At 44.7% G+C, this 15,140-nt stretch carries 14 protein-coding genes; 8 read left to right on the top strand and 6 right to left on the bottom strand.

Annotated features, from left to right (window positions below; genetic code table 11):
* Positions 1–127 precede the first annotated feature (127 nt).
* Positions 128–943, top strand: coding sequence for a helix-turn-helix domain-containing protein (locus tag Q0V21_RS14335; protein ID WP_301879470.1), 816 nt, complete (start codon positions 128–130; stop codon positions 941–943).
* A gap of 212 nt (positions 944–1,155) precedes the next feature.
* Here Q0V21_RS14335 and Q0V21_RS14330 read toward each other — a convergent pair whose 3' ends face one another.
* The 3 genes from Q0V21_RS14330 to Q0V21_RS14320 form a co-directional block, all read right to left on the bottom strand.
* A complete protein-coding gene (locus Q0V21_RS14330) occupies positions 1,156–1,452 on the bottom strand; it encodes a putative quinol monooxygenase (protein ID WP_301879468.1) in 297 nt (98 codons plus the stop codon).
* Between the two features lie 86 nt (positions 1,453–1,538).
* Positions 1,539–2,189: a nitroreductase family protein gene (locus Q0V21_RS14325; protein ID WP_301879466.1), complete on the bottom strand. Its 651-nt coding sequence runs from the start codon at positions 2,187–2,189 to the stop codon at positions 1,539–1,541.
* 27 nt (positions 2,190–2,216) lie between these two features.
* The gene (locus tag Q0V21_RS14320; RefSeq protein ID WP_301245567.1) at positions 2,217–2,636 is read right to left on the bottom strand and encodes a MarR family winged helix-turn-helix transcriptional regulator; all 420 of its coding nucleotides are present in this window, start codon (positions 2,634–2,636) and stop codon (positions 2,217–2,219) included.
* A gap of 550 nt (positions 2,637–3,186) precedes the next feature.
* Between Q0V21_RS14320 and Q0V21_RS14315 the strand changes: the two genes are divergently transcribed.
* The 3 genes from Q0V21_RS14315 to Q0V21_RS14305 all read left to right on the top strand — a co-directional run bounded on the left by Q0V21_RS14315 (position 3,187) and on the right by Q0V21_RS14305 (position 6,798).
* The gene (locus Q0V21_RS14315) at positions 3,187–4,140 is read left to right on the top strand and encodes an SDR family NAD(P)-dependent oxidoreductase (RefSeq protein ID WP_301879462.1); all 954 of its coding nucleotides are present in this window, start codon (positions 3,187–3,189) and stop codon (positions 4,138–4,140) included.
* 613 nt (positions 4,141–4,753) lie between these two features.
* Positions 4,754–6,181 (top strand): FAD/NAD(P)-binding protein, encoded by a 1,428-nt coding sequence (locus Q0V21_RS14310; protein ID WP_301879559.1) that lies wholly within the window; start codon positions 4,754–4,756, stop codon positions 6,179–6,181.
* Between the two features lie 131 nt (positions 6,182–6,312).
* Positions 6,313–6,798 carry a hypothetical protein gene (locus tag Q0V21_RS14305; RefSeq protein WP_094936647.1) on the top strand — a complete coding sequence of 162 codons (486 nt, stop codon included), beginning with the start codon at positions 6,313–6,315 and terminating at the stop codon, positions 6,796–6,798.
* A 117-nt stretch (positions 6,799–6,915) separates the two neighbouring features.
* Here the strand turns inward: Q0V21_RS14305 and Q0V21_RS14300 are convergent, their stop codons facing one another.
* A complete protein-coding gene (locus Q0V21_RS14300; RefSeq protein WP_301879460.1) occupies positions 6,916–7,599 on the bottom strand; it encodes a G1 family glutamic endopeptidase in 684 nt (227 codons plus the stop codon).
* A gap of 271 nt (positions 7,600–7,870) precedes the next feature.
* Here Q0V21_RS14300 and Q0V21_RS14295 point away from each other — a divergent pair, with 271 nt between their 5' ends.
* From Q0V21_RS14295 to Q0V21_RS14280, 4 genes are all read left to right on the top strand, one after another.
* Entirely contained in the window at positions 7,871–8,617 is a 747-nt protein-coding gene (locus Q0V21_RS14295) for a DeoR/GlpR family DNA-binding transcription regulator (RefSeq protein ID WP_024629170.1), read from the top strand.
* A gap of 2 nt (positions 8,618–8,619) precedes the next feature.
* Positions 8,620–9,531 carry a 1-phosphofructokinase gene (gene pfkB / locus Q0V21_RS14290; RefSeq protein ID WP_301879458.1) on the top strand — a complete coding sequence of 304 codons (912 nt, stop codon included), beginning with the start codon at positions 8,620–8,622 and terminating at the stop codon, positions 9,529–9,531.
* Positions 9,532–9,668: 137 nt separating this feature from the next.
* The gene (locus Q0V21_RS14285; protein ID WP_301879457.1) at positions 9,669–11,663 is read left to right on the top strand and encodes a PTS fructose transporter subunit IIABC; all 1,995 of its coding nucleotides are present in this window, start codon (positions 9,669–9,671) and stop codon (positions 11,661–11,663) included.
* Between the two features lie 183 nt (positions 11,664–11,846).
* Positions 11,847–12,632: a class I SAM-dependent methyltransferase gene (locus Q0V21_RS14280; protein ID WP_301879456.1), complete on the top strand. Its 786-nt coding sequence runs from the start codon at positions 11,847–11,849 to the stop codon at positions 12,630–12,632.
* 154 nt (positions 12,633–12,786) lie between these two features.
* Here the strand turns inward: Q0V21_RS14280 and Q0V21_RS14275 are convergent, their stop codons facing one another.
* Both Q0V21_RS14275 and Q0V21_RS14270 read right to left on the bottom strand, forming a co-directional pair.
* Positions 12,787–13,947, bottom strand: coding sequence for an oxalate decarboxylase family bicupin (locus Q0V21_RS14275; protein ID WP_301879454.1), 1,161 nt, complete (start codon positions 13,945–13,947; stop codon positions 12,787–12,789).
* 162 nt (positions 13,948–14,109) lie between these two features.
* On the bottom strand, positions 14,110–14,991 hold the full coding sequence (locus Q0V21_RS14270; protein ID WP_301879453.1) for an SDR family NAD(P)-dependent oxidoreductase: 882 nt from the start codon (positions 14,989–14,991) through the stop codon (positions 14,110–14,112).
* Positions 14,992–15,140 lie beyond the last annotated feature (149 nt).

Raw genomic sequence — 15,140 nt, 5'->3', positions numbered from 1 at the left:
ACGTACTTATTTATCTATACTAATTTACTAACGTGAAGCTCAAGCTAACCGGTATGACTTGATTCCTGTGATGAGATTAACTAAGCACAGCCTAAACCGATGCTAAAAGAGAGCAGGTGGAATGAACATGGCAGATGTGGATCAATTAGCTTTAATATTTGCAGAGAACTCTTTGAAAATAGATGGAATCAATCGATTGGTTTTGCAGCCCAACAGTATATTGCGTGATTTCAGAACGTTACATAATGGATTCCTTTTTGTGGTACGGGGAGAAGCCAGCATGTCAGTGAATGGAACGGTATACGAGCTGCAGCCCGGGTCGGTTTTTCATGCAGCACCAGGCATGCTGTTGGACTCACAAGTAAATGGTCATGCGGAGTATGAATATTATTTGCTGTTTTATAGTTTTGACCAGTTGGAAAAGGATGATAGTGTGCAGGAATGCAACGCTCATTTCAAATTGGACTCCGGGGCCAATCCAAGAGTTGTTGAACTACTGGTTATGCTGCAGGAGCAGCTGCACGCGCAAGGGGGAATAGGCAAACTTCGAGTCAAGGAATTATTTATAAGTATCTTGGTTCAGGTTTTTACAGGCTGTATTCAACGGGAAAGTGGAATTCCGCCGAGTGAGAAGGTGATTGAGCAAGCCATCTCATATATCCATGGACATTACATGAATCTGCTGACACTGGATGAATTAGCAGAGTTACATGGCATGAGTTCCAAGCGTTTCTCCTACTTTTTTCACAAATACACGGGATTCCGCCCCATCGACTATGTCATCCATTACCGCATGGAGAGGGCGGGGGAGCTGCTGAAATCAGGTAGTTACCTGATTCGCGATGTTGCAATCAGTGTTGGCTATACCAATCCGCTCTATTTCAGTCGAATTTTCAAAAAGAAATTTGGTACTTCTCCTTCGGAATACGTGCACTTTGATTAAGCCTTCATTAGACAATAATACATCTCAAATTGGTGATTTGTACATTCGCATTTCCAACGTTTTGAAGGTTGATAGAAGTGTGTCTTCGGCCGTTCCAAGTTTTTCATTCAATATCAAAAAAACCGCTCTCCCGTCAGTATGACGAGGAGCGGTTTCTTTTTCACAAGCTGCCGATTTTTTCGGTCTGCTTAATGAATTGTAAGGCTCGTATTTTAGTGTTTAACCGCTTCTCCAGCGAATATTTCAACGTTCATTGGAGCGGCCATGAATGCTGCTGCTTGTTGAACGAAAGACTGGAAATGGGCGCTTGCATTATGGGAAGCTGTAGCGGCTTCGTCCTTCCACAGCTCAATCATGGTGTAATGATGTTCAAGTTCAGTGCTTTTGGCGAGATCATAGCTGATGTTGCCTTCTTCACTGCGTGTTGCAGAGATCAGCACTTTTGTTGCTTCCAAAAAAGCTTGTTCCTGGTCTGGTTTAACTTGCAAGTGAGCGTGAATGATAATCATAATATTCAACCTCCATAAGTGTAGTTAGAATGTTGTTATTGTTTCTGACGCAAAAGGTACTTTAACATGTAAAACATTGCCTGATATTATGCCCAAGTCGTAATTTTCTCAACAGGCAGACGGTAGGAAGGGTGACCTTCTTTGGCCGATTTACCGATCGAGATTAGCATTACTGGTTGATAACGATCTTTATCCATACCGAAAGTCTCAGCGATTTGATCTTTCTCATAACCACCGATCGGGTTAGTATCATATCCATGAGCACGTGCAGCGAGCATCAATTGCATGGAAGCCAGACCTGCGTCAATCAGATTGACATCGCGAAGAGCGGAAGCGGGCATATTATCGTAGTATGGTTTAACAGCTTGCATTTGCATATCTTTGACTTCTTGTGGCATGTAACCAAGCTCAACCGCTTTGCTGAAGATTTCGTCCATGTGTTCCGCATTGTTCATGTCAATGAACACACCAATAACAGCGGCAGAAGTCAGTACTTGATTCTGATTGAATTTGGCAAGAGGAGCAAGCTTTTCTTTCCCTTCAGCCGTATCTACAACCAGAAAACGCCATGGTTGCATATTAACCGAAGAAGGTGCACGCGAAGCTTCAGCCAAAATTTCGGTCAGTTCTTCACGGCTGATTTTGACTTCAGGATCGTATAGTTTTACAGACCGACGGCCGTAAGTAATTTCGTTATAATCATTAGTCTTTTGAAAAGTGCTTTGGAATGTACTCATGTATGGTTCTCTCCTCTATATATGGGTTTAGAAATTGTTTTGCATACGTTCCAGGAAATTAGCAAGAAGATGAACTTCTTCTTCACTAAAATCCTGTAAAATCTGATGAATAAAATTGGTTTTCTCAATTTTATAACCTTCGATTTGCTTCCGTCCTTCATCCGTAAGGCGAACAAAGGTAACTCGGTTGTCTTCCGGATTTTTACGTCTGGTGACCATCGAATCGGCTTCAAGCTGCTTCAGATGGCGAGTAATCGCCGCACTGTCGATATTAATGATTTTTTGCAACATGGATTGATTAATCTCGTCAACCTGATCCAACTCATGCAAAATCTCAAAGCGTGATGAGCTGATGCCCGTACAGCGTTCGAACTTGGGACTAATTTTGTTGCCGAGTGCATTCAACAGGTTGATAATTTGCTCTTCCTTGGAAACAATACGTGTCATGACTAGACCTCCCGGGTGAATCTGGACATGAACAACGGCGTAGGTAATACCATTAGAATGTTGCCTTTGTATAATGCCATTTTGCTGAATAAAATTGTTGGACGCCTCAATCATTGATACCTCAATCATTGATGGCTCAAATAATATATCATGCCTTTTTTGATTTTGCAACCCGAAGTTATATGTAGAATCATGCGTTTGAATTCAGAATTATATGGAACTCTAGATAAGTTAATATGCCCGGAGGTGGGTGAGAATATCGAGTCTTATTGTGATTGAGATTTGGTGAACGAACTGAGGGAATTGCTATCCGGAAAAAAGAACGATGATTATTTTATTTTGGCAGTCGGCATGTTGTGTAATGTGTCTACTGCATTGGATATGCCTGTGTTTAAGGAAAGATAGAAAATAAATTGTACCCCTGTAAAGGAAATTTTAATAAGGGAGATTGCCCTTTTTTTATTTTGGTTATTGATCAATCACTAATTATGCGTTATAGTGATCTTAATAAGTAATTGATCAATAACTAAATGAAAGAGGTTGATAAGAAATGAAAAGAGCAATCGTGGTTGGAGCAACAGGCGGAACAGGTGCAGCAATTACAGAGGAATTGATTCAACGTGGCATTCCTACAATTATATTTGGCCGCTCACGTCAAAAACTGGAGCAGCTTGCTATGAGGCTGGGATCTCCACATCACCTGCAGATCGCTGTCGGCGATGCGTTTCAATCTGAGGATATTATAGCTGCTTCCCAAGATGTAGACGTAATGTTTCATTGCGCGAATGTCCCGTATAACGAGATGGAAAGCAGATTGATTCCATTGGGGGAATCCGTTATGGAGGCGGCGGAACATTTAGGCTTGAAGGTGGTTGTCATAGATGGAATTTATCCATATGGCAGAAGACAAATGAAAGAAGTAACCGAAGAACATCCGAAGCAGCCGCATACGCGAAAAGGAAAGACTCGACTTGCTTATGAACATATGTTGTTTAGCAGCAAATGGCGCACTGCTCAAGTGATGATTGTTCGCTTACCTGATTATTATGGTCCTTCTGCCAATCAGGCTTCTTACCTTGGATCAACGCTTGAAGCAATTGCAGACGTGAAAATGGCTTTTTTTATCGGGAATATGAAAACGCCGCGAGAATATATCTATTTACCTGATGCAGCGGTCATGATTGTGGAGCTGGCGAGTCGGGATAATGCGTATCGGCAAAACTGGAATATCCCTGGTGCTGGAGTAATATCGGGCAAGGAAATCGTACGTATTGCACAACAGGCAGCAGGTACTGCGAAACCGGTGATAGCACTTGGCAAAACAGGACTCTCGTTAATTGGAATGGGTGTACCGGTAATGAAAGAAATTGTTGAAATGTTATATCTGACAGAAGAACCGTTGCTTTTGAGCAAGCAGAAATACGAGACTAACATTGGGCCTGTGAAGATCACTTCTTTTGAAGAAGGTATTACACGGACGATTAGAGAGCTGCAAAAGAAGTAAGTATGTTATGTGGATTTTTGTAATTGATTAATCAATAAAGAATAAAAAAATATAGGGAGATGGTCTGAATCCAAATTGTGAATTGTTGACACTTCATGAATGGGCGGTGCACAGGGCTAACCAGAGCGTCGGGAGTAACAGGTGCAACGGGGATTGGAACAACGAACGGTATTGTATGGTCGGTACATGAATTGACATGAGGTATTAATACTTCAGTACTCCACTTATTCAAATAAAACAACACGAAAACAGATCCGGGTTGGATCGACCGTTAATATCCAACCTGATCTGTCTTTTTTACATACGGACAAAGTTATTAAAAAATTGATTTCGTTATCTTTAACAAGCATGTTAGCTATTTTTATATGTAATGACAATAAAGCTGCCGTCATATTCAAAAAAATGATCCAAACTCTTATAATAACGCTAATCCATATGGGGACGGATGTAAGGAATAGAGGTGGAGTCGCCATATATATCTATAAGGTAACGGAACTAGGCTAAATTGGATTACTAATTATCGATCTATTGAATTGATTCTCACATAAAACTGACATTGAATTTAAGATTCCGTATTCGTATATATAGTAGACATTGAAAGGATTGAGGGATGATGAGCCTTGAAGCATTAAACCAACGCGTACTTGATGATTTGGCTTATCTCGCGTATGGAGGTTCGGATTGGATTCGCCCGCGAGAACATGATGAAGGTCATATCTATGATGTTGTTATCGTAGGTGGTGGACAGAGCGGCTTAGGTGCTGCTTTTGGATTCCTGCGTGAGCGTATATCCAACATTCTGGTTATAGACGAAAATGTCGCAGGGCTGGAGGGGCCTTGGGAAACTTACGCCCGTATGGTCACTTTACGTACACCAAAACATCTGACCTCCATAGATCTCGGTATCCCTTCGCTGACTTTTCGAGCATGGTGGGAGGCGCAAGCAGGCCCCTCCGGATGGGAAGAGTTGGATAAAATTCCGCGCAGCGAATGGATGAATTATCTGCGCTGGTACAGACAAGTGCTTCATCTGCCAGTCGTGAATGAAGTGAAGCTGACGCTGATTGAACCTATAGATGGAGGCGTTCACAGACTGCACATCGCAGGCGCAGGGGCTCCAGCCAATATATTGCTGGCACGAAAGGTTGTTTTGGCTACTGGCATCCAGGGAGGTGGGGAATGGCATGTACCACCCCGGATCGCTGAGCAAGTACCTAAACATCTGTACGCTCATACGTCGGAAACGATTGATTTTGAACGGTTACAAGGAAAAAGGATCGGCATACTTGGCGGCGGGGCTTCTGCCTTTGATAATGCCAACTTCGCACTAGCCGCAGGCGTGGCAGAGGCACACGTATTTGTGCGGCGGGAACAATTGCCGAGCATTAACCCGATTCGTCAGATGGAACAATCCGGGATGATCGAACGGTTCCATGCTCTGTCGGACAAGGAAAAGTATGCGGCTATTTCCCATTTTTTTAACTATAATCAGCCACCAACCAACGATACCTTCAACCGGGCTGCTTCATGGCCAGGCTTTCAATTACATCTTCATGCGCCTTGGCTGGATGTACAGATGAAGGATGGGAAAGCGGTAGTGACTACACCACAGGGCCTGCCCAGCTTTGATTTTCTGGTCATAAGTACGGGGATGGTCAGCGATCCGGCACTGCGTCCCGAGCTCAGACTGGTGGAGGCACACATTGCACGCTGGGCAGACCGTTTTCAAGCTCCGAATGCACAAAGGAATGCGCTGCTTGATGCACATCCCTACCTTAGTCCGGGTTTTGCAATGACCAGCAGAGATGAGGTGGGAGAGGATAAGCTGCGTGGCCTGTTTGTCTTTAACTATTCTGCACTAGCAAGTTGCGGCCTTTCTGCCTCGGCCATATCGGGGACAAGGAATGCTGTGCCGAAATTGGTTTCAGCTGTAGCAGACCAGCTTTTTCTGGATGACCGTGAACAGATTATGGAGCAATTTTTTAAGTATAATGAACAGGAATTTACTGCTAGTTGGGTGAAAAGTGAAATTGGAATCTGACTATACAAAGTGACCGTACAGCAGGATAAGAGGCTGTACGGTTTTTGTTTTTCTAAAGTTACATTTACGGGTGCTTATATAATGCTGTAAAATATCGAATTATACAGCGTTAAGGCAGGCGATAGATTATTGTGAGAATCATGGATTATGAGGGGTTCAAAACCCATTTGAAGAAAGTGTCACGCAAACGAAACGAACCCTTGATCAAAATTGTGGCTTTTCAGGAAAAGTATATGAAGATTGATGAGATCCAATATTATGATGTAGAGCAGAACTATATGAGTGTCCAGGCGTGTAATACGCTGTGGATGAACTTGAAAGATAAATCTTTCCACAATCTGGTGTCCCATAACCTGAAATTTTTCCAAACCATGGACAATCTCGGGCGTCATTCATTGGAGAATCTAATCAAAGAATTATACGACATGGCTGTTCCAATCCTGCTCGATTACGATCCGGGTGATTATTATAGTTTGCAGCAGTTGTCCGAAATTTTGGTGCTGGATGAGAAGAAGCTAATAGAGAAATTGGAGATGGGGCGTTTCAAGGGTGCATTTATTAATGAAGAGGGAAATTGGATCAAACCCAAACCGGACAGGGCTGAGCTATTCCTCTAAATGAAAAAGAGAATCTCGTGTCTATTCCATAATGACCGAACATTCCTTCTGCAATGGTACGCCGAATAAGGCACATTGCAGTTTTTTTTCATTAACGACTCTGTCAACGATGAAGGCTCAGTCGTTTCGTTTCACGACGAAAGAGTCTCCTCGTGGCCCTGGTGCTCCTGGAATGGAAACAATCTGTTTTTGCTGAATCATGATGCTTTTCTCTTTGGCGACTAGGCTGGGGGAGCGACCGTTCAGGCGACAACATGTGAAGGTGATAGGTGAAATCCGTGCCAACCGGGAGATGGAGCTTCCCACAGATGGTGCTTCGACAATCCACTCCGCTGAAGATTGCTGGCCTGTATATTGCTGGACGGTACGGAAAGTCCAGCTTTGAGTCAGGTTATGAAGCGTGATACACCATCGAGTACGATTAATTCTATAAATGGTAGCCCTGATCCCATCTCCTGGAGAAACAGGAAAAGGGATGACCGTCTCAACGTCCGGAAGAATTTCCCACCAGGCATAATAACTGGCTTTGCCGTTAACCCAATCATGGCCTGTTCCAGTCTGAATGAGATTGGAATTCTCGTATCCATCGATTCCGATCCAGGCTGAGGAGTATGAGGACTTGGATGAGGGTAAAACAAAGGGCACATTCCATTCGGCCGAGATACGTTTGAATTCACCTTTGTAACCCGCCCGTGCATAACCGCTCCAATTGGAGGAAATCCACCCGAAGCTTAGTGAAGAATTTGTTTTGCCTGTATGAGGAATACACGGTTTACGGCGTTTGTTGCGATTATTCGCCATAAGGCCACCTCCCATGTGATATACAGATACGAAATGATTCGTCCGATATTATCAAATGCATGGAAGAAGAAAGAGGACATGGACAATCTGAAAAGAAATATGTATTGAATGAATTTGAACGATTTATATGTTTTAGATGCATTGAATACGGATATTTGGAAATTGAAAAGTCGAATTTTGATGGTTTTTGAATGTTTATAAATTATTATGAACGAAAATGATTGTTTTTTACGAATTTTATGTTACTATAAAAGCAGTTGGAGGAATGAATATGCTAACTGAAGAACGATATGCTGCAATTATAGAGCGCTTACAAGAAAGAGGAATTGTGAAACTGCAAGAGCTCGTCGATGTACTCGGTGCTTCTGAATCAACGATACGGCGCGATTTGATCGACCTGGAGAGCCGACAGATGCTGAAACGCATACATGGTGGTGCTGCTCTGGTGAATGAAAAGACGCCAGAACCAGGTATGGAAGAAAAAACGTTCAAAAACATTCAACAAAAAACGACCATTGCTCGTTTAGCTGCACAGGAGATCAACAATGGCGAATGCATCTATCTGGATGCGGGGACGACGACATTAGCCATGATTCCCTATATTGAAGCGAAGGACGTTACGGTGGTAACGAACGGACTTTCTCACGTAGAGGCGCTGGTAAGTAAACGAATTCGCAGCTATCTGCTTGGCGGTATGATGAAGATTCATACCAAAGCCGTGATTGGCAGTATCGCATTACAGAACATGGACAATTTCCGTTTTGATAAATGTTTTATTGGAACCAACGGAGTAGATGCCGAAATGGGGTATACAACTCCTGATCCGGAGGAAGCCTTGATTAAAAGACGCGCACATCAATTGTCCGGGAAATCTTACGTGCTGGCTGATTCTAGCAAAATTGGGGAAATTACATTTGCCAAACTGTTTGACCTGGAGGAGGCAGACTTGATTACTGAACGGATGCCGGAACACTGGCGTTCTGTAATCGCCCAGAAAACTAAAATAATTGAGGGATAACCATGATATATACCGTAACACTTAATCCTTCCATTGATTACATCGTGGAAGTAGATGATCTGAAGCTTGGTGAATTAAATCGTATGAACCGTGACCTGAAACTTCCAGGGGGGAAAGGCATTAACGTATCGCGTGTGCTTAATCAACTGGGAGCCGAAAACACCGCACTGGGATTTCTGGGAGGGTTCACGGGTCGTTTCATTAATGACAAATTGCAGGATGATAAGATCCGGACGGACTTTGTTACCATTGAAGATGATACCCGGATTAATATCAAGCTGAAGCATGGAGACGAGACAGAGATTAACGGACAGGGACCAGCCATTCGTCCAGAGGAAGCAGAGCGTTTACTTAACAAGCTGTCTGCATTACAAAAAGGAGATATCGTCATTCTTTCCGGAAGTATACCGCCTTCTCTGGGAGCTAATTTCTATAATCGTCTTATCAACGTATGCAAGCAAACGAGTGCCGAATTTGTGATCGATACAACGGGACCTGCATTAATGGATGCTTTGGTACATGAACCGTTGCTGGTGAAACCGAATCACCATGAGCTTGCTGAACTCTTCGGAGTAACCATCGACACCCAGGAGGAACTGGTAACGTATGGTCGCAAGCTTTTGGAAGCAGGTGCCAAGCATGTGTTGATCTCCATGGCAGGAGAAGGCGCGTTGTTGATTACCAAAACAGATGTCTACCACGCGAGCGTGCCCAAAGGTGTCGTGAAAAACTCGGTTGGTGCTGGAGATTCCATGATTGGCGGATTTGTAGGAACATTTGGATTAAACGAAGATCTGCTTGAAGCTTTCCGAACAGGTGTTGCTTCAGGTAGTGCAACGGCTTTCTCGGATGACCTGGCAACTCGGGAACTCATCGAAGAGCTGCGTACTCAAGTCACTATAACCCAAGTATAGTCAGTACAAAATAAATCGAATGAATGCCCCTTTTTCGAATGAGGGGATTCATTGGATAGCAGATAACAGCGTAACAAGTGCAAATATAATCCGGTCTGCATCACGCAGGCCGACTGAACTTAAGGGAGTGTACCAAAATGAGAATAACAGACCTGATGATCCAGGAAACGATGATCATGGACCTGCAAGCCACGACGAAAGAAGAGGCTATCGATGAACTCATTGCAAGTTTAAACCGGAGCGGACGTATTAATGACCCGGTACTTTTCAAGGAAATGATTTATAAACGTGAAGCTGAATCCAGCACGGGGATTGGTGGCGGTATTGCCATGCCTCATGCTAAGACAACAGCAGTGAATGAACCTACAGTTGTATTCGCGAAGAGCCGAAAAGGACTTGATTTTGAAGCGCTTGATGACGAGCCGGCTCATATATTCTTCATGATTGCAGCTCCAGAAGGAGCTGCCAATACCCATCTTCGTACGCTCGCGGCTCTTTCCAGGCTGTTGATTGATAGCGATTTCATCTCGCAGCTAATGAGCACGGATACGCCAGCAGAAGTTACTGCATTATTCGATGCCAAACAGGCGGAGGAGGCGGAGAAAAAGGCTGCCAAAGAAAAAGCCGAAGCGGAGAAAGCAGCAAATGCTGCAAATGGAACAAACGTTGTATCCGGCTCGGGCCATACAAAGGGTCAGAAGCAGAGCGCATCTGGTGTTATTGTTGGCAATTCGGTATCTGAAGATTTTGTCGTAGCGGTTACAGCTTGTCCAACAGGTATTGCTCACACGTTCATGGCTGAAGACGCTCTCAAAAAGAAAGCGCAGGAAATGGGCATTAATATCCGAGTGGAGACGAATGGTTCCGAAGGAGCACAGAATGTACTGACAGCTGATGAAATCGCTCGTGCTAAAGGGGTAATCATTGCGGCGGATAAAAATGTGGAAATGGCCCGTTTCGATGGCAAACCGGTATTGCAAAGACCAGTGAGTGATGGTATTCGCAAATCCGAAGAGCTGATTCGTAAGGCAGTTAACGGGGACGCTCCGATCTACAGAAGCCAGGGCGGCAGTGCTGGCAAGGCTGAAGGAGAAAGCCAAGGCAAAGTGAGCGTGGGCAGCAAGATTTATAAAGATTTGATGAACGGAATCTCGCATATGCTTCCATTTGTCGTGGGTGGCGGTATTCTGCTCGCCATATCCTTCTTGTTTGAACAAATTGCAAGTCCGGAAAATCCTATCGTGCAGCTGTTGCAGACGATTGGGGGCGGAACCGGTGCGTTCCATTTCCTGATTCCTGTCCTTGCCGGATTTATCGCGATGAGTATCGGTGATCGTCCGGCCCTCATGCCTGGTATGGTGGGCGGATTGATGGCTGTTAATTCAAACGCCGGTTTCCTTGGTGGTCTGGCTGCCGGTTTCCTGGCAGGTTACGTAGTTATCGGTCTGCGCAAGCTATTTAAAGGATTGCCTAAAGCCATTGATGGTTTGAAGCCGATCCTGCTGTATCCCGTGTTCGGATTGCTTATCGTAGGTGCCATAAGTTTCTATGTCTTTGATCCAATTTTTGGTTCCCTTAACACATGGCTTGTCGATGCACTTGGCAATTTGGGTACCGGAAATGCCGTATTGCTTGGCCTCCTGCTTGGCGGCATGATGTCCATCGATATGGGTGGACCGTTTAACAAAGCGGCTTATACATTTGCCATCGGTGTATTCACATCAAGCGGCAATACAGATGGTGCCTGGATGGCAGCTGTTATGGCAGGTGGTATGGTGCCACCGCTGGCGATTGCATTAGCCACAACGTTCTTCAAATCCAAATTTACGGAGCAAGAACGCAAATCGGGTTTGACGAACTACGTGCTCGGATTTTCCTTCATCACCGAAGGTGCCATTCCATTCGCTGCAGCTGACCCGCTGCGTGTCCTGACATCCTGTATTCTCGGTTCTGCTGTTGCAGGTGGACTGACTCAACTGTGGAGCATTAACGTACCTGCTCCGCATGGCGGAATCTTCGTTGCGGCACTGGCGAATCACGCCTTACTCTTCCTGCTTGCTGTAGCAATCGGTTCAGTGATCTCCGGTCTGATCCTAGGACTTTGGAAGAAATCGCCGACCGTTCTGAAATAAATCAAAGGGTAAAGTTTTATCCAAGAGCAAGCTTTATCCCATAACGTTGTAAAATGGCATCTTCTGAGTGAAATTCACTGGGAAGATGCTTTTTTATTTCGCTGTTGGTCATTCTGTGATAAAATAAATTATATCAATTAATGAAACGAGGTTTCATCTAATGAAACAATAGGAGGGGACAGAATGTCCAATGATCAGATTAAAGGTCAGGTGCGCAAGCAATTTGCTAAAAATGCAGATAAATATGTGACCAGTGTCGGCCATGCCAAAGGGGACGATCTGTCATTACTTGTAGCATCATCTCAAGCGAGTTCTGATATGAAAGTGCTGGATATTGCCACTGGAGGAGGACATGTTGCTAATGCATTAGCTCCACTTGTGGAGCAGGTTATTGCATTGGATTTGACGGAAGAGATGTTGCAGGTGGCTGAACGCTTTATCCGAGGAAATGGACACCAGAATGTGGATTTTGTAGTAGGGGATGCTGAACATATTCCTTTCGAGGATGATTTGTTTGACCTTGTGACCTGCCGCATAGCGGCACACCATTTTCCAGACGTATCTTCCTTTGTATCAGAGGCGCTGCGAGTATTGAAACCGGGCGGCAAGTTGTTATTGATTGATAATGTGGCACATGAGCGTGATGAGAACGACCAATTTTACAATGAAATCGAGAAGTGGCGTGATGCAAGCCATGTTCGGGCATGGCGTAAGACGGAATGGGTTCGGATGCTGGAGCTTGCCGGATTCCGAATGACTACGATGGTTACCTTTGAGAAGCGCTTCATTTTTGAAGACTGGTGCAACCGGGCTGGACTTCCGGAGGCGGAGAGCAGAGAGCTTGAAGCAAGCATGCTGAGCGCGCCATCTGTGATTAAGAAGTATTTCAAGTTTGAAGAGACACAACAGGGCAGACTCGTCAGTTTTGAGGGAGAAAGTGTATATATTCAGGCGATAAAAGCAAAATAAAGATTCACTATGGTTGAATGTTTCGTCGGAGTTAAAAGATTAAAAAAAGGCAGAAGTACCCATTTAAAGGGGCAACTGCCTTTTTTTAATTCGATACACATTTCGACAATCAAGGTTTCAATATAACTTTGGTACATTCGTCTTCAAATTTGCATTAAACGACAGGCCATTTTTCTTTACGCAATGCATGAAGCAGCTCGGGGGAGGCGTTCAGGTTATCCCGTACAAGCTCTTCCGGGGTTAATGCCATCCATTGATTTAGAGAGATATCCTCAAAGCGATCACTTCTGAACATTTCCAAAAACCATAACGTGTCCGTACCCGTATTCTGAATATAATGGCCCATGGCTACAGGAACATATCCGACATCCCCAGCCCGATAATCAAAAGTGCGTGCAATACCATTTCCTCCAAACACCGTCATTCTACCTTGTCCGGTCAGATAGTACTGCCATTCATCTGCATTGGGATGCCAGTGAAGTTCGCGCATGCCTCCAGGTTTGATTTCAACCAGTGCTGCGGCAACCGTAGTAGAGATCGGGAAGTTGGTGGAATCCACAATGCGCACACTTCCTCCTGGTGTGATGATCGGTTTCTGGGCTAACAGTCGGTACTTAAAGGAGAGAGGGACCGTACCATATGGGGACTGCACTTCCTGACTTTCGAGGGAACCAGGAACCTGATCCTGAAAAATGTAAACCTGCTCTGTTGGCATGGATTGGAAAGCAGATTCAGGCACGCCAAAATTGACGGACAATACGTCCGGTGGCGTATGGGCAAACCAATCAGAGATGGATAACGTATTCAGATCAGAGAAGGAGCCGTCATCAAATACAAGCAAGAACTCACAACCATCAGCCAGTCCCTGAATGGAATGGGGCAGACCTTTCGGGAAAAACCACAGATCTCCCGGTCCAACATCCGCGATAAAGTTACGACCATTCTGATCCACGGACGTAATCCGTGCTGTGCCCCAGATCATATATGCCCATTCAGACTGCTGATGCCAGTGCAGCTCCCGCACGCCTCCAGGTGTAAGACTCATATTCACACCAGCCAGTGTCGTGGCGATGGGCAGATCCCGTACTGTAATTTCACGGGACCAACCGCCATGGTTCAACTGCATATGTGTATCGGAAAAAGACATTCTCAGATTGGGTAATAATCCGTTGTCGGTCACCGGAGGAACCAGCATATCCGGATTTTGTAGATCTCTCATTACATCCCGAGGTCCCAGATCGGGACCTCCTGCACCGTCTTTTCGTATCGGCTGCGGTATAATTAACGGCTTGCTATTGTTGTTTTCATTGTTCATATGCAGACTCCTCCAGTTCAATCACTTCATCCAGGACAGTTGTTGTCGGTATAGTGAAGAGTATGAATCAGAGCTTGGCTAATATGAGGGACGGGAATAATCGGCGTTGACGGAGTGGAAAATAATGAGGTGAATGGCTTCCGCAATACAAGGTGAATTCAATTAGGTACTGAGAATGTTTGCACTGAAGGGTCGATCGAGTTGCAAATATTCATACTCATAAATTTCATGGACTCTGTTCAAAATGGCTGAGCCATGCTCCGTAAAACGAAGATTGGTGGGTTTATTTTTCATCAGGAACGTACCGGATGTAAGACTGGTTTGCGCAACAGCAGCGTTATAAAGCAGAGAAGCCCCGTGGCTTGGATGTGGAAAGAACAGCTTCATGATTGGTTTGATATAAAAGGGCAGTCCGGAAGTTTTATTGCCTCTGAGTGTGTTGTTGCCTCCAGGGTCCACGCTCAGTAACCGAATTTCTTTAGCCGCAGGGGTAGAAGCAGCTTCGCGTGTCCACAAAGATAGTGCGAGCTTCGAAGTCGCATAAGGACCGAACAATTTTTTGAACTCGGCTGGATGTTCCAGGATGTCCAGGTTAAAATGTTTGACCACCTTGAACGTACTGGTGGATGTATTGATTACTGTTTTCAAAGTGCTTTTGTGCAGAAGGTCCTGTAGTTCCATGTAAATGATGTACGGCACCACAGTCTGTAATTCAAAGTGCATTTCATGCCCCTGATCCGACAGCCGAAGATCGTAGCCGCTGCCTCCGGCATTATTAAATAGCACATCGATGGTATCCGTTTCGGATTTGATCTGATTGAGTGCTTTTCTCAGACTATCGTACTGGGTAAGATTAGCCTGGACCCAACGGAGCTGGCCGGAGCGCAATCCATCCTGAATATCACTGTCTTCCTTCGGGAAAGCGGAACGGTTAAGGCCGATAACGTGCCAGCCTTCGGCTATCAAAGTGCGAGTCAGTTCAAGACCAATTCCCGAAGTTGACCCTGTAATTAAAGCTGTACGATGTGTATGGTTTGAATTCATATTAATACCTCCTGAGTGAATGGGATGACAGAGTCAATCTGTCTAATGCGCTCATTCTATAATTTGGAGTCGACTCCAAGTCAAGCGTATTGTTGGCTTACATTTTATTTGTAGAGGATGCGACAAGCTGTGAACTAATCGCAATCTTG

The sequence above is a fragment of the Paenibacillus sp. 11B genome, assembly GCF_030487755.1.
Classification (GTDB): domain Bacteria; phylum Bacillota; class Bacilli; order Paenibacillales; family Paenibacillaceae; genus Paenibacillus; species Paenibacillus vandeheii.
The sequence above is the reverse complement of the archived record's forward strand: the minus strand, read 5'-3'. Positions and strand labels throughout refer to the sequence as shown.